Origin of the sequence: Actibacterium mucosum KCTC 23349 (genome assembly GCF_000647975.1) — a bacterium.
GTDB lineage: Bacteria > Pseudomonadota > Alphaproteobacteria > Rhodobacterales > Rhodobacteraceae > Actibacterium > Actibacterium mucosum.
Genome location: NZ_JFKE01000006.1, coordinates 204218 through 222387 on the forward strand (window position 1 = coordinate 204218; position 18170 = coordinate 222387).

Consider the following 18170-nt stretch of genomic DNA (forward strand, 5'->3'; position numbering starts at 1 on the left):
AGGCCGCATCGGGGATGACGCGGCCCGGTTGGGTATCAAATTATACGCGGCGGCGCTTTGGCGGGCGGCAGCCGTTATGTGCAATCGGGGTCACGTCGCGGATCGATGTGATGTTGAAACCGATCGCGGCCAGCGCGCGCAGGGCGCTTTCGCGGCCCGAGCCGGGGCCTTGCACTTCAACTTCCAGCGTCTTAACGCCGTGTTCCTGTGCTTTCTTACCAGCATCCTCGGCCGCCATCTGTGCCGCATAGGGCGTCGATTTCCGCGAGCCTTTGAAGCCCATGGTGCCGGCCGACGACCACGAGATCGCATTGCCTTGCACGTCCGAGATCAGGATCTTGGTGTTGTTGAACGAGCTGTTCACATGCGCCACGCCTGCGGCGATGTTCTTACGCTCTTTACGCTTGGTGCGGGTCTTATCGCGTGCCATTCTTCCAGCCCCCTCTTATTTCTTCTTACCGGCAATGGCCTTTGCGGGGCCTTTGCGGGTGCGGGCGTTGGTGTGGGTGCGCTGACCGCGAACCGGCAGGTTGCGGCGATGACGCAGACCGCGATAGCAGCCCAGGTCCATCAGACGCTTGATGTTCATCTGAACTTCGCGGCGCAGGTCACCTTCTACGGTGACGTTGGCGTCGATATGTTCGCGGATGGCCAGAACCTCGGCATCCGACAGTTCGTTGACGCGACGGGTGACTTCGATGCCCACGGCCTCGCAGATTTCTGCAGCCTTGTGGTCGCCGATGCCATGAATGTAAGTCAGTGCGATGGGTACGCGCTTGGCGGTGGGGATGTTCACCCCGGCAATACGTGCCAAATTTCTCTTCCTTCGGTTGCGGTTCCGTAGCGCCGGAACCTTTTTTCACAACGGAAACCCGAAAGCTGAACGCCTCCGGGTCAATTCCTGCAAAACCCTTGCGAATCTTGCGATTCTCTTATCGAGTGGTCGTGCGTACGGCCATTTTACAGTTCCGTCAAGAGGGTATCTGGCTTAGCCCAGAATCCCCTTGATATCGGCCGCAACCTGGTCAATCTCGCCCAGCCCGTCGATGGACTTGAGATCGCCCTTGGCGTGGTAATACCCGATCAGCGGCGAGGTCTGCTTGTAATAGGCCATCAGGCGCACTTTCAGGCTTTCCTCGTTGTCGTCTGCACGCGCGGTGCCTCCGGCCGCAACGGCCTGGGCCGCGCGGTTCACGATGCGGTCGACCAGCACGTCGTCATTAACCTGCAGCTCGATCACCACGTCCAGCGTCTGCCCCATTTCGCTCAGCAATTCGCCCAGCGCGTCGGCCTGAGCCAGCGTGCGCGGAAAGCCGTCGAAGATGAACCCGCCATGGTCGGTGCCGGCTTCCAGCTTTTCGCGGATCAGCCCGATGACGATTTCGTCGGTGACCAGATCCCCCCGGTCCATCACCGCGGCAACCTTGTTGCCCATTTCCGTGCCCGATGTGCGGGCCTCGCGCAGCATATCTCCGGTTGATAGCTGCACCATGTTTCGCTCAGCCACAAGCTTGCCAGCCTGCGTTCCCTTCCCAGCCCCTGGAGGCCCGAGCAGAATAATGTTCATCGACGCGCTGTCCCTTTTTTACCGCGCTTCTTGCCGCGCAGGTTCGATTTCTCGATCAGCCCCTCATACTGATGCGCCAGCAGGTGGGACTGAACCTGATTGATCGTATCCATCGTGACCGAAACCACAATGAGTACAGATGTCCCACCAAAGTAGAAGGGGATTGACAGCTGCGCCCGGATGATCTCGGGCATCAGGACCACCAGCGCCAGATATCCCGAACCCAGCACCAGGATGCGCGTCACGACGTAATCCAGGTACTCTTCGGTCTTTTTGCCGGGGCGGATGCCGGGCACAAAGCCATTCTGGTTTTTCAGGTTGTCGGCAACGTCTTCGGTCTTGAACGCGACGTTGTAGGTATAAAAATACGTAAAGAACACCACCATCGCCGTCATGAACAGCAGATAGGCCGGTTGCCCCGGACCAAACCATGCCAGGATCGTCGACATCACCGGGCCGGTCTGGCCCTGCTGGCTGAAGGTTGAAATGGTGGTCGGCAGCAGCAACAGCGAGCTGGCGAAGATCGCCGGGATCACGCCGGCCGGGTTCACCTTGATCGGCAGGTGCGAGGTGCCGCCGTCATAGACCTTCATACCCACCTGTCGGCGCGGATACTGGATATGGATCTTGCGCAGGGCGCGTTCCATGAACACAACAAAGGCAATCACAGCGACCATCATGATCATGACGCCAACGATCACCGCAGGTGAGATGGCGCCCGAGGCACCCGAGCTGAGGAATTGCGCCAGCGCCGCCGGAACCTCGGCGATGATGCCCACGAAGATGATCAGCGAGATGCCGTTGCCCACACCGCGCGCAGTGATCTGCTCGCCAAGCCACATCAGGAACATGGTGCCACCCACAAGGGTGATGACCGTCGAGGCAATGAAGAACAGCCCCGGATTGGTCACCAGGTTGCCCGATTGCAGGCTGACCGCCAGCCCGTAAGCCTGGAACGTGGCCAGAACCACCGTGCCATAGCGGGTGTACTGGTTGATCTTCTTGCGGCCCTGTTCCCCCTCTTTCTTCAGCTGCTCCATCGCCGGCACCATGGCCGTCAGAAGCTGCACGATGATCGAGGCCGAGATATACGGCATGATGCCCAGCGCAAAGATGCCCATCCGGCCCAGCGCGCCGCCGGTGAACATCGACAGGATGCCGCCCACGCCCTGTGCGGCCTGCTCCATGAAGTCGCGCAGCGCGGCGCCGTCGATCCCCGGAACCGGGATGAAGGTGCCCAAGCGATACACAATCAGAAGGCCGAGGGTGAAAAGGATCCGCTGCCGCAGCTCGGTCGCGCGCCCGAAGGCGCCCCAGCTCATGTTTGCGGCCATTTGCTCTGCTGCTGAAGCCATGTTGCCCTGTCTCTTTCATGACAGCGCCGCCGGACCGTTTTCCGGTCAGGCGGCGCTTGGAAAACTTGCGTTACGATGTATGCGCCCGAGGGGCTGCAAACAAGTTTATTCTGCCGCCGCGGCCGCGGTGGTCAGGCTGCCGCCTGCTTTTTCAACGGCGTCCACCGCCGATTTCGACGCGCCGGTGACGTTCAGGGTGATCTTCGAGGTGACCTCGCCCTTGGCCAGAACGCGGATCCCGTCCAGCTTGCGGCGCACCAGACCGGATGCGATCAAAGCGTCCTCGTTGATCTCGGCGCCGGCATCCAGCTTGTTGTCGTCGATGAATTTCTGGATCAGGCCCAGGTTCACGATGGCAAATTTCTTGCGGTTGGGTTTGTTGAAGCCACGCTTGGGCAGACGCTGATAAAGCGGCATCTGGCCGCCCTCATAGCCCTTGATGGCCACACCCGAACGCGATTTCTGACCTTTGATACCCCGGCCACCGGTCTTACCGGTGCCCGAACCCGGACCACGACCAATGCGTTTGCGGGGTTTGGTTGCGCCAGGATTGTCGCGCAGTTCATGCAGTTTCATATCGCTTCTCCTTTGCCGGATGTGACCCCCGAAGCGTAACGGGCCAACCACGGCGTTTCTTGATTTTGATTCTGCGGCAAAGACCGCCACCGGGCGCGTATACGCGGTGTGGAGGTTTGGTGCAAGGGGCCACCGCCTCTGGTCAGGCGGGTGCAGTGTTTTGGCGCGTTCCATTGCGCCGCCTTGCCGACCCAATCCGTGCAAAACACCACACCGTGACCCCCTCAAACAAGAGGAGCCGCAAAACACGATGGTTCACCAAGTTTTTAGGGCACTGAACCATGATCCGAGAACCCCGCTACTGCACCTAAAATGCCAAAGCGAGCGCCGCAAAACTGGCCAGTCAGTGCAAGCAGGCGGCGCGCGGTCAATGACTGTAATGCCGGACGAAGCCGCCATTCATCGACGGACGTTCAATGTCTGCAAATCACCAAAAGCGGTTCGAATGAACTTATTCGTCCGAAGGAGAACATGACGTCGAAACCTCCCAGCTGCTGCCCTTTCGTTTTTTTGTTTCGCTCCAAAGCACAAGCCCAGGACGAAGCCCATTGCGGGCACAAATTGCATCTGTCGCCAATACAGCTATCAGGAAGTTAGCGTGCTCAGAGAGTGTCGGCGCGTCGATCGCAATCCTCAAGTCTCCCGCAAATTCAGCTTCAACTACATTCCCGTCAAAGTCCTCACCAAGCAACTTTCCTGAAAAACCAGAAGCTTGCGCTCCAGACGAAAGAATGGGGAATACGATGTCAAAACCGGACATCAATTGTTCTACGTCCACACTACCATCAGGTAAAACTGGCACCTGAACCGTTTCTGCTTGCGCTGGTTGCGCAGCAAAAAAGCAGACGAAAAGAATGGGCTTGAGGCGCATGTGAAGGAACTCTGATGAACCACCGTAGGCACGCACAGTATCTATTGCATCGAACAATTATCAAGCTGGTGGGATCAAACAGTCATTCGCATTGAAGACATTTTGTGTTGGGTGCAGAAATTTGTAGGCTTGGGCTCTGTGCGGTCATTGGAGGGTTTTGTTCGGCTGGCCGGAGCAGCCCACTACAAACATTTATCTGAACGGCCTGTTGGCGGCTTTGCGGACAGAGCAGAGTTTGATGCCAAGGGCCCGCCCACCGGAGGCCAACGCCAGGCCCTGGGGTGGCGATCCTACTTGCGATGTAGGGCGCTTTATGGCTGCCACGTACTTACACAGAACGAGCCTCGCGCCTGCGTCCACCAAATCGCCAGCCCGGCAGAGGGGCTGGCGATGGCCGGGCCGCTGCGCGGCTGTTAACCGGCTGGGCGCGCTGCGGCGGCGTCCGCCTCAGGCGCCAAGCGGGCCATTGGAAGCCAGATGCGTGTCCGGAGCATAGGCCTCCAACAAGAAACGCCCCGCAGTTTCCTGCGGGGCGTATTCATGTCTGCAAATGGGTCAGTTCAACCGCGTTCTTCGATGATCTCGACGAGGTGCGGGATTTTGTTGACCATGCCGCGGATCGCCGGGGTGTCTTCCAGCTCGCGGGTTTTGTGCATTTTGTTCAGGCCCAGGCCGATCAGCGTCTGGCGCTGTTTGGCGGGGCGGCGGATCGGCGAGCCGATCTGTTTGACAACGATGGTTTTGGCCATGTCTCAGATCTCCTTAAGCTTCAGCCGATTCAGCTGCTTCGGCGGCGGGCGCCTCGGCAACTTCGGGCTTGCGCAGGATGTCGGCCACTTTCTTGCCGCGACGCTGTGCAACCTGACGGGGCGAGCCCTCTTTGCGCAGACCGTCCAGCGTGGCGCGGATCATGTTATAGGGGTTCTGCGAGCCGATCGACTTGGACACAACGTCCTTGACGCCCAGCATCTCGAACACGGCACGCATCGGACCACCGGCGATGATCCCGGTACCCTCTGGCGCGGTGCGCATGATCACCTTGCCGGCGCCGTGGCGGCCTTCCATGTCGTGGTGCAGGGTGCGGCCTTCGCGCAGCGGCACACGGATCAGCTGACGCTTGGCCTGTTCGGTGGCCTTGCGGATCGCCTCGGGCACCTCTTTGGCCTTGCCTTTACCAAAGCCCACGCGGCCTTTCTGGTCGCCAACAACAACCAGGGCGGCGAAGCCGAAGTTTTTACCACCCTTGGTGGTTTTCGACACGCGGTTGATCGCGACCAGACGGTCGGCGAATTCTGGGGTTTCTTCTTCGCGGTTGCGGCCGCGACCCCGACGGTTTTCACGTTCTGCCATGAGGCATCCCTTTATCTATGTGGCGCGATGCGCCTTGATCTGTCCAACCCTGGTGAGCCAATGGGCCCCCGGATCATCGGGGTGGCCTGCGGCGGCCACCCACACGTTGATTAGAACTTCAGCCCGCCTTCACGCGCGGCATCGGCCAGAGCCTTTACCTTGCCGTGAAACAGGAAGCCGCCGCGGTCGAAATAGCATTCTTCCACGCCCGCCTTCTTGGCACGCTCTGCAATAGCAGCGCCCACTTTGGCGGCTGCTTCGACGTTGTTCTTGCCCGCAACGCCCAGATCCTTCTCCAGAGAAGAAGCTGCGGCGATGGTGGTGCCGTTTACATCGTCGATCAGCTGAACGCTGATGTTCTTGTTCGAACGGTGCACCGACAGGCGCAGCCCGCCGACATTCCGTTTTTTCAGTTTGTTCCGGACGCGCAGGCGGCGCTTTAGGAACAGTTCCCGTTTGCTGTTTGCCATCTTGCTGGTCCTTACTTCTTCTTGCCTTCCTTACGGAAGATGAACTCGCCCTTGTAGCGGATGCCTTTGCCTTTATAGGGCTCGGGCTTGCGCCATTCGCGGATGTTCGCGGCGACCTGGCCAACCAGTTGCTGGTCGATGCCTTCGATCACAATTTCGGTTTGTTTCGGCGCGGTCACGGTGACCCCTTCCGGAACTTCGAAATCCACGTCATGCGACAGGCCCAGGTTCAGTTTCAGAACCTTGCCCTGCATCTGGGCACGATAACCAACGCCCTGGATCTCAAGCTCTTTCTTGAAACCCTCGGTCACGCCCTGCACCATGTTTTGCACCATGGTACGCGACATGCCCCATTGCTGGCGGGCACGCTTGGACGAACCGCGCGGGGTGATCGCCACTTTGCCATCTTCAACGGCCAGCGTCACATCGTCGGTTGCGGTGAAGTTGCGGGTACCCTTGGGGCCCTTCACTTCAATGGTCTGACCCGAAACGGATGCGGTGACACCCGAGGGAAGCCCGACCGGTTTCTTACCAATACGAGACATTGCAGACCTCCTTAGAAGACGGTGCAGAGCACTTCGCCGCCAACATTCTGGCTGCGAGCGTTTGCATCCGACATCACGCCCTTGGACGTGGAGACGATCGACACACCCAGACCCTGACGGACCTGCGGAATGTCACTGGAGCCGACATACACGCGGCGGCCGGGGGTCGATACGCGTTTGAGCTCGCGGATCACCGGTTCACCTTCGTAGTATTTCAGGCTGATTTCGATTTCGGGCAGACCACGGTCGCCTTGCGTCTTTTCGTAGCCGCGGATGTAGCCTTCGTCTTGCAGCACATCCAGAACCCAGGCGCGCAGTTTCGAGCCAGGGGTGCGCACGGTGGACTTGCCACGCATTTGCGCGTTGCGGATACGGGTGAGCATATCACCTACGGGATCGTTCACAGACATCTCTTCGTACCCTCCTTACCAGCTCGACTTAACCAGGCCAGGGATCTCGCCCTTGGAACCCAGTTCGCGCAGCATGATCCGGCTGACCTTGAGCTTACGGTAATAAGCGTGGGGACGACCGGTCAGCTGACAGCGGTTGTGCAGACGGGTGGCCGAGCTGTTGCGCGGCAGCTTCGCCAGTTTCAGACGCGCCTTGAAACGCTCTTCCATCGGCAGATCTTCGTTATTCGCGATCTCTTTCAGCGCAGCGCGCTTGGCAGCGTATTTGTCCACCAGCTTCTGACGCTTCTTCTCGCGTTCGACCATTGCTTTCTTAGCCATGTTCTCTCTCTCCCGCGGTTTATGCAGTGAAGGGCATGTTGAAATGCTTCAACAGCGCTTTTGCTTCCGCGTCGGTTTTCGCGGTGGTGGTGATGACGATGTCCATGCCCCAGGCTTCGTCGACTTTGTCGAAGTCAATCTCGGGGAAGACGATATGTTCCTTCAGGCCCATGGCGAAGTTGCCGCGGCCGTCAAACGAAGGCTTCACACCACGAAAGTCGCGGATACGCGGCATTGCGATGGTGATCAGGCGATCGAGGAATTCGTACATGCGGTCACCACGCAGCGTGGCCTTGGCGCCCATCGGCATACCTTCGCGAACGCGGAAGCCAGCGATGGAGTTCTTGGCGACGGTGGTCAGGGCCTTCTGGCCGGCAATCGCGGTCAGGTCGGCCTGCGCCGATTTCGCCTTCTTGCTGTCGCGCACGGCAGCACGGCCACAACCGATGTTCAGAACGATCTTCTCCAGCTTGGGGATCATCATGTCGTTCTTGTATTCGAACTCTTCCTTCAGCGCGCCGCGGATCGTGTCCTTGTACAGCACCTTCAGGCGCGGGGTGTAGGTTTCAGCATCCAGCATCAGACGGTCTCCCCGGTGGTCTTGGCAAAGCGGACCTTCTTGCCGTCTTCCTCGCGGAAGCCAACGCGGGTGGCTTTGCCGTTGCTGTCCAACAGTGCCAGGTTCGACAGGTCGATCGGCATGGCCTGAGGAACGCGGCCGCCCTGCGAGTTCTGCGATTGGCGGGTGTGGCGGATGGCGATGTTGATGCCGTCGACGATGGCTTTGCCAGTCTTGGGGCTGACCGAGGTGATCTCACCCTCTTTGCCCTTGTCCTTGCCGGCCAGAACGACGACCTTGTCGCCTTTTTTCAGTTTCGCAGCCATCAGAGCACCTCCGGAGCCAGCGAGATGATCTTCATGAAGTTCTTGGCGCGCAACTCGCGCACAACCGGGCCGAAGATACGGGTGCCGATCGGCTCCATGTTGTTGTTCAGGATGACGGCGGCGTTGCGATCAAAGCGGATCGCGGTGCCATCATCGCGGCGAACTTCTTTGGCGGTGCGTACGACGACGGCCTTGCGGACGTCACCTTTCTTTACGCGACCACGCGGGATGGCTTCCTTGACCGAGACAACGATGATGTCGCCGACGGATGCGTATTTGCGCTTGGAACCACCCAGGACCTTGATGCACTGAACACGGCGTGCGCCGCTGTTGTCAGCAACATCCAGATTGGTCTGCATCTGGATCATTTGGTTTCTCCCGACCTTTGGGGATTGCCCCCAGGGTTTCGATCATACCGAGATGTGCCTGCACAGCTTTTCCCACCCGCTCTTCGGTCCTTTCGGCCCTCATCGCTGTCGCCAGCGAAGAAAACCGCAAGGTTTGATGAGCGGCCGGGCGTTAGCTGGCAATCACCTCCCAGCGTTTGGTTTTCGAGATCGGTGCACATTCCTGAATACGGACCTGGTCACCAACCTTGAACTGGTCATTCGCGTCATGCGCCCGGTATTTCTTGGACTTACGAATGGTTTTCTTCAGAACCGGGTGCGTAAAGCGGCGCTCTACCGACACGGTTACAGTCTGGGCGTTCTGGTCGCTGGTCACGACACCTTGCAAAATGCGTTTGGGCATATCGTGATCCTCTTACTGGGCTGCCTGAGCGGCTTTTTCGTTCAGAACGGTCTTAACACGGGCCACGTCACGGCGAACCTGACGCATGCGCGCGGTGCTTTCCAGCTGGCCCGAGGCCTGCTGAAACCGCAGATTGAAGGCTTCTTTCTTCAGACCAGCCAGCTCATCGCGCAGCTGGTCAGGGGTTTTATCCCGCAATTCGTTGGCGTTCATCGCCTTTTCCTTTTCTCAAACACCGGACAGCCCCTGATCTGGCAGGGTGACTGGCATCCCGGTGGTTCAAATGACAAACCCGCGAATCCGTTGCCGGTTCACGAGATGCGCCTCTATAGGGTGGTGCGGGGGGTAAGGCAAGGGAAAGATTTCGGTTTTCGTGGATTAGACACCCACAACGTGCAACCCGGCGCAATCGCTTGGTTCTCGTCATTGTCATGCCCGTCCTGTAAGACGAACGCATGACCCAAATCACCTCGCTTTTCACCACCCGCCTGTACCGCGCCCATCTGTCCGCGTTTGAACCCGCCATCGACGCGCCCGAGATGGAGGCCAGTTGCTATGCCATCGCCGAAGATGACGCGGCGGGGCAGGATTGGTGCGCGGAAAACGCCTATCCCGGCTATACGTCCTATGCCTCGCTCACCGATCTGCCGTGGCGATTTCCGATCTTTTCCGATCTGGTCACGGTGCTGGACGCCCATGTGGCCGCCTTTGCCGAGGATCTGGAGTTCGACCTGGGCGGCGGCAAGCTGGTGCTGGAGGATCTGTGGATCAACATCCTGCCCGAGGGCGGCACCCATTCCAGCCATATCCACCCGCATTCGGTGATCTCGGGCACCACCTATGTGGCCATGCCCGATGGCACCAGCGCGCTGAAACTCGAAGACCCGCGCCACCCGATGATGATGGCCGCCCCACCGCGGCGCAAATCCGCCCGTGAAGAGTTGCAGCCCTTTATCTATGTCGCCCCAAAGGTGGGCGAGGTGGTGTTGTGGGAAAGCTGGCTGCGCCACGAAGTTCCGATGAACATGGCCGAGGAGGACCGGATCAGTGTCAGCTTCAACTACAAATGGCTCGACGCCTGAGCATATTGACCCCAAGGCGGTGGCCGCCGAGTGCAACAATGCCGCGTGGGGTCTGATCGAGACGCCCGAGTTGAGCGATGCGCAGGTGGCGCAACTGGTCTCGCTGGCGGCGACGGCCCGGCTTTTCTGGCGCAAGATCGGCACCGAGAACCAGATTGCCCATGCGGAATTGCTGTTTGGGTGGGCCATGGCGCGGGCCGGGTCAACGGCGGCACAGCATTCGGCGGAACTGGCCCTGGACGGCCTGAAAAACGGTGCCGATTGGGAGCGCGCCTTCGCCCACGCAGCCATGGCCGCCGCCAAGGCCGGGTATGATCCGGACGCGCATGCGATGCATTATGCCACGGCTGAACAGCTTGGGGCGACGCTGGCCGAGGGGGACGCGAAATACTTCACCCCCGCTTTTGCAACGGTGCCGAAACCTTAGCGCGCCGTGGCCAGGGCCAGCCCGTCCACCACGGCGGTAAACGCCTCTGAGCGCAGCAATTCGGCATTCGGGCAGAGCGCGGACATTTCGTCGGAAACGAACCCCATCAGGCTGGACCCGCCCACAAGGATCACGCGGCCCACCTGATCGGCATCCACCCCACCCTTGCGCAAGGTTTCGGCCGCAGCATCGCCCAGCGCATGGCGATTTCCCTGCAACGTTTTCTGCATCGCATCGGGTGACAGGGGCACCTTCAGGTCGGGCTCGATGAACTCCATCCGAATATGCCCGTCTGCACCGCCATTTGCGGCAATCTTTCCGCGTTCCACGGCAAAGGCCAGTTCGTGACCCAGCTCCATCTCGATCACCTCGGCAAACCGCGCAAGCTTTTGCGGCTCCAACGCCATACGGTGCATATCTTCGGCCAGTCGGCGGGTTTTGGCGGTGTACAGGAATGGGATCTTGGCCCAGGTCGACAGCTCGACATAGGGTGCGCGCGGGATTGGCACACGGCCCGGCCCCATCTCGCGCCGCAGCTCGCCGCCCAACCCCAGCTGGGGCATTGCAAAGGCCATGGACAGGCGATGGTCAAAATCCGTGCCGCCCAGCCGGATGCCGTGGCTGGCAAGGATTTCGGGGGTACCGTCGGCCGTTCTGAACAGAGTGAAATCCGACGTACCGCCGCCGATATCCACCACCAGACCCAGCGCGCCGGGGTGGCCCATGTTTTGGCAGGCAATGGCGGCGGCCTCGGGTTCGGGCAGGAAGTCGACGTGGCAGAACCCGGCGGCCAGATAGCAGGCGCGCAGATCTTCCAGCGCGCGGGCATCGCGGGTGGCATCGTTGGAATGAAAATGCACCGGGCGCCCGGACAAGGCGCGGCGCAGGGTCAGGCCGGTGGCGGCCTCGGCCCGTTCGCGCAGCAGGGTCAGAAATGCGGTGATGATATCGGCCAGCGACTGGCGGCGGCCACCAACTAGACGTTCCTCGTGCAATAGCCCCTGCCCCAGAACCGATTTCAGCGCCCGCATATAACGCCCTTCGGCCCCATCGATCAGCGCGTCATTGGCGACGGTTCCCACCTGCATGCCACCGCCGCGTGTTGGAAAGAACACGGCTGTTGGCAGGGTCTCGGCCCCCAACTCGATCGCGATGCGTTCAACCTTGCCGTCGCGCAGAATCGCGGCGGCCGAGTTCGAGGTTCCAAAGTCTATGGCAAGCGTATCGGCGGGCATGGCGGACTCGGGCTGCTGGAATGAGGGAGCGGCCATTTAGGCCAGCGCGTCGGATATGACAACCCTGTTTTCGCCCTGCCGAAACAGAAGTCAGCGTTTTGCCAGATCACGCCAAAGAAAAACCCCGCCAGTTTCCCGGCGGGGTCTTTAAGTCTTGAACCGGTGCGTGGCGTGCACGCTTTCCGGGTTACCAGTCTTCGCGCAGAACGACGCGCGATTTCACCGGCAGTTTCATCGCGGCAAGGCGCAGGGCCTCGCGGGCGGTTTCCTCGTCGACGCCGTCCAGTTCGAACATCACGCGACCGGGCTTGACTTTGCAGGCCCAGAAATCGACCGAACCTTTACCTTTACCCATCCGAACCTCGGTGGGTTTCGAGGTTACCGGGGTGTCCGGAAAGATGCGGATCCAAACACGGCCCTGACGTTTCATGTGACGCGTCATGGCACGACGTGCGGCTTCGATCTGACGGGCAGTCACGCGCTCGGGCGTGGTTGCCTTCAGGCCGAAGGTGCCGAAGTTCAGGGTCGAGCCGCCTTTGGCGTCGCCCTTGATCCGGCCTTTGTGCATCTTGCGGAATTTTGTACGCTTTGGCTGTAGCATGTCATGTACTCCTTAGCGACGACCGCCGCCGGCGCCACGGGGCGCGGGGCCTTCCTGAAGCTCCTGCTGACGACGATCACGGGCCGACGGGTCGTGCTCCATGATCTCACCTTTGAAGATCCAGACCTTGATGCCGATGATGCCATAAGGCGTTTCGGCTTCGGCGTGCGAATAGTCGATGTCAGCGCGCAGCGTGTGCAGAGGCACACGGCCCTCGCGGTACCATTCGGTCCGCGCGATCTCGGCACCACCCAGACGGCCGGCAACGTTCACGCGGATACCCTGGGCACCCATGCGCATGGCGTTCTGAACCGCGCGCTTCATGGCACGGCGGAACGACACACGACGCTCAAGCTGCTGCGCGATGCTTTCGGCCACCAGGGGGGCGTCCAGCTCGGGCTTGCGAACTTCAACGATGTTCAGGTGCAGCTCGCTGTCGGTCATCGCCGCCAGCTTGCGACGCAGACCTTCGATATCGGCGCCTTTTTTACCAATGATCACGCCAGGACGTGCGGTGTGCACGGTGACGCGGCATTTGCGGTGCGGGCGTTCGATGATGACGCGGCTGACGCCGGCCTGCTTGCACTCGGTCTTGATGAAATCGCGCAGGCGGATGTCTTCCAGCAGCAGATCACCAAAATCTTTGGTGTTTGCGTACCAGCGGCTGTCCCAGGTGCGGTTCACCTGCAGGCGCATGCCGATCGGATTTACCTTATGACCCATTAGGCTTGCTCCTCAACTTGACGCACCTTGATGGTGATCTCGGCAAACGGTTTCAGGATTTTGCCGAACCGGCCACGGGCCCGCGGACGACCGCGTTTCATGGTCAGGTTCTTGCCAACCCAGGCCTCGGCCACGATCAGCTCGTCCACATCCAGGTTATGGTTGTTTTCTGCGTTGGCGATGGCCGACTGCAGAACCTTTTTCACATCATCCGCGATGCGCTTTTTGCTGAAGGTCAGGTCAGACAGGGCCTGATCCACCTTCTTGCCGCGGATCATCTGGGCAACCAGGTTCAGCTTTTGCGGCGAGGTACGAAGCATGCGGGCCTTGGCCATCGCTTCGTTCTCGGCCACGCGGCGGGGATTTTTGTCCTTACCCATGGCTTACTTCCTCTTCGCTTTCTTGTCCGCCGCGTGCCCGTAATAGGTGCGCGTCGGGGCGTATTCGCCGAACTTCTGGCCGATCATGTCTTCGGACACGTTAACCGGAATGTGCTTTTGGCCGTTGTAAACGCCAAAGGTCAGGCCCACGAACTGGGGCAGAATTGTCGAACGACGCGACCAGATCTTGATCACTTCGTTGCGGCCGCTTTCGCGAGTCTTCTCGGCTTTTTTCAGCACGTAAGAGTCGACGAAGGGCCCTTTCCAAACAGAACGCGACATAGATTACCGGCCCTTTTTCTTGGCGTGACGCGAGCGGATGATCAGCTTTTGCGACGCCTTGTTCTTGTTGCGGGTGCGGGCACCCTTGGTGGGCTTGCCCCACGGGGTCACCGGATGGCGACCACCCGAGGTGCGGCCCTCACCACCACCATGGGGGTGGTCGATCGGGTTCATGACAACACCACGCACCGACGGGCGCACGCCCTTGTGGCGCATACGACCGGCTTTACCCATGTTCTGGTTCGAGTTGTCGGGGTTCGATACGGCACCAACGGTGGCCATGCATTCCTGACGCACCATGCGCAGCTCGCCCGACGACAGGCGGATCTGAGCATAGCCACCGTCACGGCCAACAAACTGAGCGTAGGTACCGGCGGCACGGGCGATCTGGCCGCCTTTGCCCGGTTTCAGCTCGATGTTGTGAACAATGGTGCCCAGCGGCATGCCCGAGAACGGCATCGCGTTGCCCGGCTTCACGTCGGCCTTGGCCGATGCGATCACGGTGTCACCCGCGCTCAGACGCTGCGGGGCCAGGATATAGGCCTGCTCGCCGTCTTCGTATTTGACCAGGGCGATAAAGGCGGTCCGGTTCGGGTCGTATTCGATCCGCTCGACGGTGGCCGCCACATCCATTTTGTTGCGCTTAAAATCAACGATCCGGTAGAGGCGTTTTGCCCCACCACCGCAGCGACGCGATGTGATCCGTCCGGTGTTGTTCCGGCCGCCCGACTTGGTCAAACCCTCGGTGAGGGATTTGACAGGACGTCCTTTCCAAAGCTCCGAACGGTCGATCAGCACCAGCCCGCGCTGGCCCGGCGTCGTCGGCTTGTACGACTTGAGTGCCATGCTTTCTGTCTTCCGTTTAGCTGTGCGAGGGCTTTGCGCCCCGCTATGTGTGGGCCTTTCGGCCGATGTGTAGGGCCCCGAAGGTCCCCAAATTCCAAATATCTAAGGCCCCGGAACGAATCCGAGGCCACAAGATTTGCGCAGTATAACGGGGATGGCGGGTGGTGTCTATAGCAGCCCCAACAATTGTTGAGCAAAGCCGCGCATCGACGACGCGCGCGGGGCGATCCAACATACGTGACCGCCCCTTTATCGCGCAGCTTCGGTAAACCCTGCCAACGGATCACCAAGCCTAGCCAATTCGCCGCCGCGTGGGGGCGCGTCGGCGATGCGCGGCGGCCTGCGGCCGCTGTTTCGCGCTGAAAGCTGGCCGATCACAAAACAGAAGCGTTAGATCTAAAGACCCTTCTCGCAATATCTGGCAGCAAACTCATCTAAGAGTTACTCCTTGAGTGCAGTCGTCCATTATCCACATCTCTGCCTTAACCTTTGGCACTTCTACGCTTTCGAAGAGCACCAGCGCGGAGTTTCCTCCACTATCTATAATGCTAATACTGATCAAACGGGCTCGAAACTCCAGATTGCGCCATTCAGGTTTAGAACGAACGTTATAATTGAACTCGCGTTCAGCAACCTTTAGCGCTTGCTCCGCTTTTTGAAACTTACAGCTATCGAAGTGACCCTCTTTCGCCGCAATAAAAAAAACTAGTAAAAGCATCGAGAGGAACCCCAAAGCGATAAGAAACACAAACAACCACTTGAAAAAATTCACGCTGTTTACCAACTTCCCGTCCGTGCTGCCCACCTAACTTGCGATAAGCCTAAGTTGCCCGTCGGTCCAGAAGTCTCTGCGCAACTCCACGAGTTCTTTTTGTGTCACTCTCCACCAACTGCGCAAATGGTGACCGCGGATCGGGAGTATCAATACCTGCCAAGGCGCAAGTGCATTTACGCGCCAAAGCATAGTTGTCGTCCCACTCCAAGCAAGGGGGACAATTCAGCGCTCTCGTTTCCAACGCGGACACTGCATCCTTGCAGCGGGCAAATCGAACTTACTCAAGTACGATGAGACGCCAATAATCTTGGGCAGAAAGAAGAAAACTGGCATTTCCTATCGTGGCGTAGGTGAGGATGTTTAAAACACCAATAACATAGAATAGGTATCGGCTTATTCCATTTGAGCGCGCACCGCACCAAAGGTTTGCGAGAAACATCCCCAGTGCAACAAACAGCACGATATAGCCACGGAAAGAGTTTTATGGGTCAAAGTAGATCCAGTACTTCAACAATCCCGGCAACCCAGCATTGATCGCGAGAAGGACGAACCAATCACTTTTCAAATACCGCAAATCACAGCTCACCAATGAAAAAGGCCCCGTGCAATTCTGCACGAGGCCTTCAGTTTTTCAAGCACGCAGGTGCGTCACAACCCGGTCGATACGTCGATCGTGTTGCCTTCTTCCAGCGTCACGTAAGCCTTCTTCACGTCTTTGCGTTTGCCCAGCTGGCCGCGGAAGCGTTTGGTTTTGCCTTTGGTGATGGTCGTGTTCACGGCCTTCACCTTGACGCCAAACAGCTCTTCCACCGCTTCCTTGATCTGCGGTTTGTTCGCGTCGATCGACACTTCGAACACCACGGCGCCGTTTTCGGACGCCATCGTGGCTTTCTCGGTGATGATCGGCTTGCGGATCACGTCGTAATGTTCTGCTTTCGCGGTCATTTCAAACGAGCCTCCAGTGCTTCGACACCTGCCTTGGTGATCACCAACGTGTCACGTTTCAGGATGTCATAGACGTTTGCACCCATCGTCGGCAGGATATCCAGACCTTCGATGTTGCGCGCCGCCTTCAGGAAGTCTTCGTTCACCGAAGCCCCGTCAATGACCAGCGCGCGTTTCCAGCCCAGGTTTTTCACCTGTTTGGCCAGGGCGGCGGTTTTGCCTTCGGCAGCAGCTTCTTCGATCACCACCAGTTCGCCGGCTTTCGCCTTGGCGCTTAGCGCGTGACGCAGGCCCAGCTTGCGAAACTTCTTCGGCAGTTCGTGGCCGTGGCTACGCGGGGTTGGACCCTTGTAGATACCACCTTTGCGGAAGATCGGCGCGTTGCGGTCACCGTGGCGGGCGCCGCCGGTGCCTTTCTGGCGATAGATCTTCTTGGTCGAATAGCTGGTTTCCGAGCGGGTCTTGACCTTGTGGGTACCGGCTTGCGCGTTGTTACGCTGCCAGCGGACCACGCGGTGCAGGATGTCGGCACGCGGTTCCAGACCGAACAGAGCGTCGTCCAGATCCACCGAGCCGGCCTTGCCGCCGTCCAGTTTGATCACGTCAAGTTTCATTCTGCGTCTCCTTCAGCCGGAGCCTCTGCTGCGGGGGCCGCAGCTTCTGCAGCTTTGATCGCCGCCGGATAGGCCAGACCATCAGGTGCGGCTTTCTTGACCGCATCCTTGATCGTCACCCAACCGCCTTTGGAGCCGGGCACAGCGCCCTTCACCATGATCAGGCCACGGTCGGCGTCGGTTTTGACAACCTGCAGGTTCTGCGTGGTCACCCGTGCAGCACCCATATGGCCGGCCATCTTCTTGCCTTTGAACACGCGGCCGGGGTCTTGACACTGACCGGTTGAACCGTGCGAACGGTGGCTGATCGACACACCGTGCGAGGCGCGCAGACCACCGAAGTTGTGGCGTTTCATGGCACCGGCAAACCCTTTACCGATCGAGGTGCCCGACACGTCGACGAACTGCCCTGCCAGGTAGTGGTCGGCCGAGATTTCGGCACCAACTTCGATCAGGTTTTCGGGCGCCACGCGGAACTCGGCCAGCTTGCGCTTGGGCTCTACCTTCGCCTGGGCGAAATAGCCGCGCATCGGGGCCGAAGTGCGTTTTGCCTTGGCGGCACCGGCACCCAGCTGAACGGCGGTATAGCCGTGCTGATCTGCGGTCCGCTGGGCCACAACCTGAAGATTGTCCAGCTGAAGAACGGTCACAGGGATCTGCTTGCCGTCTTCCATGAACAGGCGGGTCATGCCCACCTTTTTCGCGATTACACCAGAGCGCATCGTACTATGCCCTCCTTAAACCGAGATCTGGACGTCAACGCCAGCGGCCAGGTCGAGCTTCATCAGCGCGTCCACGGTCTGGGGCGTCGGGTCAATGATGTCGAGCAGACGCTTGTGGGTACGGATCTCCCACTGGTCGCGCGATTTTTTGTCCACGTGGGGGCCACGCAGAACGGTGAATTTCTCGATCTTGTTGGGCAACGGAATCGGGCCACGCACCTGAGCGCCAGTGCGCTTTGCGGTGTTCACGATCTCTTGGGTGCTGGCATCCAGCACGCGGAAATCGAAGGCCTTCAGCCGAATGCGGATGTTTTGGCTTTGGACTGCCATATTATCAGCCTTTCAACGGCGTTGGAGTTGATAGGTGGACCGCCGGCTCATTCCGGCGGCCCACGTCGAACCCGAAGGTTGTCTTGGTGTTACTCGATGATTTTCGAC

General features: G+C 59.5%; 30 protein-coding genes. 2 read left to right on the forward strand and 28 right to left on the reverse strand.

Features of this window, described 5'->3' with window-relative positions; translation table 11 throughout:
• Window positions 1-40: 40 nt before the first annotated feature.
• From rpsK to rpmC, 17 genes are all read right to left on the reverse strand, one after another.
• Window positions 41-430 carry a 30S ribosomal protein S11 gene (gene rpsK / locus ACMU_RS14985; protein ID WP_035261034.1) on the reverse strand — a complete coding sequence of 130 codons (390 nt, stop codon included), beginning with the start codon at window positions 428-430 and terminating at the stop codon, window positions 41-43.
• Between the two features lie 15 nt (window positions 431-445).
• Window positions 446-814 carry a 30S ribosomal protein S13 gene (gene rpsM, locus ACMU_RS14990; RefSeq protein WP_035261036.1) on the reverse strand — a complete coding sequence of 123 codons (369 nt, stop codon included), beginning with the start codon at window positions 812-814 and terminating at the stop codon, window positions 446-448.
• Between the two features lie 174 nt (window positions 815-988).
• Window positions 989-1567, reverse strand: a complete 579-nt coding sequence (locus tag ACMU_RS14995; RefSeq protein WP_035261039.1) for an adenylate kinase — start codon at window positions 1565-1567, stop codon at window positions 989-991.
• Complete coding sequence (gene secY, locus ACMU_RS15000) at window positions 1564-2922, reverse strand: preprotein translocase subunit SecY (protein WP_035261040.1); 1359 nt, start codon at window positions 2920-2922, stop codon at window positions 1564-1566. The genes ACMU_RS14995 and secY overlap by 4 nt, the downstream gene beginning before the upstream one ends.
• 105 nt (window positions 2923-3027) lie before the next feature.
• Window positions 3028-3498, reverse strand: coding sequence for a 50S ribosomal protein L15 (gene rplO / locus ACMU_RS15005; RefSeq protein ID WP_035261042.1), 471 nt, complete (start codon window positions 3496-3498; stop codon window positions 3028-3030).
• A gap of 451 nt (window positions 3499-3949) precedes the next feature.
• Window positions 3950-4426, reverse strand: coding sequence for a hypothetical protein (locus ACMU_RS19355; protein WP_152544637.1), 477 nt, complete (start codon window positions 4424-4426; stop codon window positions 3950-3952).
• A gap of 503 nt (window positions 4427-4929) precedes the next feature.
• Entirely contained in the window at window positions 4930-5118 is a 189-nt protein-coding gene (gene rpmD, locus ACMU_RS15010) for a 50S ribosomal protein L30 (RefSeq protein WP_035261044.1), read from the reverse strand.
• 13 nt (window positions 5119-5131) lie between these two features.
• A complete protein-coding gene (gene rpsE / locus ACMU_RS15015) occupies window positions 5132-5719 on the reverse strand; it encodes a 30S ribosomal protein S5 (RefSeq protein WP_035261046.1) in 588 nt (195 codons plus the stop codon).
• Window positions 5720-5829: 110 nt separating this feature from the next.
• Window positions 5830-6189 carry a 50S ribosomal protein L18 gene (rplR, locus tag ACMU_RS15020; protein WP_035261047.1) on the reverse strand — a complete coding sequence of 120 codons (360 nt, stop codon included), beginning with the start codon at window positions 6187-6189 and terminating at the stop codon, window positions 5830-5832.
• Between the two features lie 11 nt (window positions 6190-6200).
• On the reverse strand, window positions 6201-6734 hold the full coding sequence (gene rplF / locus ACMU_RS15025) for a 50S ribosomal protein L6 (RefSeq protein WP_035261048.1): 534 nt from the start codon (window positions 6732-6734) through the stop codon (window positions 6201-6203).
• Between the two features lie 11 nt (window positions 6735-6745).
• Window positions 6746-7144, reverse strand: a complete 399-nt coding sequence (rpsH, locus tag ACMU_RS15030) for a 30S ribosomal protein S8 (RefSeq protein ID WP_035261050.1) — start codon at window positions 7142-7144, stop codon at window positions 6746-6748.
• Window positions 7145-7159: 15 nt separating this feature from the next.
• Window positions 7160-7465, reverse strand: a complete 306-nt coding sequence (gene rpsN / locus ACMU_RS15035) for a 30S ribosomal protein S14 (RefSeq protein WP_035261051.1) — start codon at window positions 7463-7465, stop codon at window positions 7160-7162.
• Window positions 7466-7484: 19 nt separating this feature from the next.
• Window positions 7485-8045, reverse strand: a complete 561-nt coding sequence (gene rplE, locus ACMU_RS15040; RefSeq protein WP_035261052.1) for a 50S ribosomal protein L5 — start codon at window positions 8043-8045, stop codon at window positions 7485-7487.
• Window positions 8045-8350: a 50S ribosomal protein L24 gene (gene rplX / locus ACMU_RS15045; RefSeq protein WP_035261055.1), complete on the reverse strand. Its 306-nt coding sequence runs from the start codon at window positions 8348-8350 to the stop codon at window positions 8045-8047. The genes rplE and rplX overlap by 1 nt, the downstream gene beginning before the upstream one ends.
• Window positions 8350-8718: a 50S ribosomal protein L14 gene (rplN, locus tag ACMU_RS15050; protein WP_035261056.1), complete on the reverse strand. Its 369-nt coding sequence runs from the start codon at window positions 8716-8718 to the stop codon at window positions 8350-8352. Before rplN ends, rplX begins: the two co-directional genes overlap by 1 nt.
• Before the next feature lie 151 nt (window positions 8719-8869).
• Complete coding sequence (gene rpsQ, locus ACMU_RS15055; protein ID WP_035261057.1) at window positions 8870-9100, reverse strand: 30S ribosomal protein S17; 231 nt, start codon at window positions 9098-9100, stop codon at window positions 8870-8872.
• A 12-nt stretch (window positions 9101-9112) separates the two neighbouring features.
• A complete protein-coding gene (gene rpmC / locus ACMU_RS15060; RefSeq protein WP_035261059.1) occupies window positions 9113-9313 on the reverse strand; it encodes a 50S ribosomal protein L29 in 201 nt (66 codons plus the stop codon).
• A 242-nt stretch (window positions 9314-9555) separates the two neighbouring features.
• Here rpmC and ACMU_RS15065 point away from each other — a divergent pair, with 242 nt between their 5' ends.
• Both ACMU_RS15065 and ACMU_RS15070 read left to right on the forward strand, forming a co-directional pair.
• The gene (locus tag ACMU_RS15065; protein WP_035261061.1) at window positions 9556-10182 is read left to right on the forward strand and encodes a TIGR02466 family protein; all 627 of its coding nucleotides are present in this window, start codon (window positions 9556-9558) and stop codon (window positions 10180-10182) included.
• Window positions 10148-10609, forward strand: a complete 462-nt coding sequence (locus ACMU_RS15070; protein ID WP_152544638.1) for a hypothetical protein — start codon at window positions 10148-10150, stop codon at window positions 10607-10609. The genes ACMU_RS15065 and ACMU_RS15070 overlap by 35 nt, the downstream gene beginning before the upstream one ends.
• On the opposite strand, the gene ACMU_RS15075 is transcribed toward ACMU_RS15070, so the two are convergent.
• The 11 genes from ACMU_RS15075 to rpsJ form a co-directional block, all read right to left on the reverse strand.
• A complete protein-coding gene (locus tag ACMU_RS15075; RefSeq protein WP_035261063.1) occupies window positions 10606-11844 on the reverse strand; it encodes an Hsp70 family protein in 1239 nt (412 codons plus the stop codon). The two genes, ACMU_RS15070 and ACMU_RS15075, sit on opposite strands and share 4 nt — an antisense overlap.
• A gap of 187 nt (window positions 11845-12031) precedes the next feature.
• Window positions 12032-12445 (reverse strand): 50S ribosomal protein L16, encoded by a 414-nt coding sequence (gene rplP, locus ACMU_RS15080; protein ID WP_035261065.1) that lies wholly within the window; start codon window positions 12443-12445, stop codon window positions 12032-12034.
• 12 nt (window positions 12446-12457) lie between these two features.
• On the reverse strand, window positions 12458-13168 hold the full coding sequence (gene rpsC / locus ACMU_RS15085; RefSeq protein ID WP_035261066.1) for a 30S ribosomal protein S3: 711 nt from the start codon (window positions 13166-13168) through the stop codon (window positions 12458-12460).
• A complete protein-coding gene (gene rplV / locus ACMU_RS15090; RefSeq protein ID WP_035261067.1) occupies window positions 13168-13548 on the reverse strand; it encodes a 50S ribosomal protein L22 in 381 nt (126 codons plus the stop codon). Before rplV ends, rpsC begins: the two co-directional genes overlap by 1 nt.
• A gap of 3 nt (window positions 13549-13551) precedes the next feature.
• On the reverse strand, window positions 13552-13830 hold the full coding sequence (rpsS, locus tag ACMU_RS15095; RefSeq protein WP_035261069.1) for a 30S ribosomal protein S19: 279 nt from the start codon (window positions 13828-13830) through the stop codon (window positions 13552-13554).
• A gap of 3 nt (window positions 13831-13833) precedes the next feature.
• Complete coding sequence (gene rplB / locus ACMU_RS15100; protein WP_035261070.1) at window positions 13834-14676, reverse strand: 50S ribosomal protein L2; 843 nt, start codon at window positions 14674-14676, stop codon at window positions 13834-13836.
• Between the two features lie 430 nt (window positions 14677-15106).
• Window positions 15107-15481 (reverse strand): hypothetical protein, encoded by a 375-nt coding sequence (locus tag ACMU_RS15105; protein ID WP_035261072.1) that lies wholly within the window; start codon window positions 15479-15481, stop codon window positions 15107-15109.
• Between the two features lie 618 nt (window positions 15482-16099).
• Entirely contained in the window at window positions 16100-16396 is a 297-nt protein-coding gene (locus ACMU_RS15110; protein WP_035261073.1) for a 50S ribosomal protein L23, read from the reverse strand.
• Window positions 16393-17010, reverse strand: coding sequence for a 50S ribosomal protein L4 (gene rplD, locus ACMU_RS15115; RefSeq protein ID WP_035261074.1), 618 nt, complete (start codon window positions 17008-17010; stop codon window positions 16393-16395). The genes ACMU_RS15110 and rplD overlap by 4 nt, the downstream gene beginning before the upstream one ends.
• On the reverse strand, window positions 17007-17732 hold the full coding sequence (gene rplC, locus ACMU_RS15120) for a 50S ribosomal protein L3 (protein WP_035261076.1): 726 nt from the start codon (window positions 17730-17732) through the stop codon (window positions 17007-17009). Before rplC ends, rplD begins: the two co-directional genes overlap by 4 nt.
• Window positions 17733-17747: 15 nt before the next feature.
• Entirely contained in the window at window positions 17748-18062 is a 315-nt protein-coding gene (rpsJ, locus tag ACMU_RS15125; protein ID WP_035261077.1) for a 30S ribosomal protein S10, read from the reverse strand.
• Window positions 18063-18170: the final 108 nt, after the last annotated feature.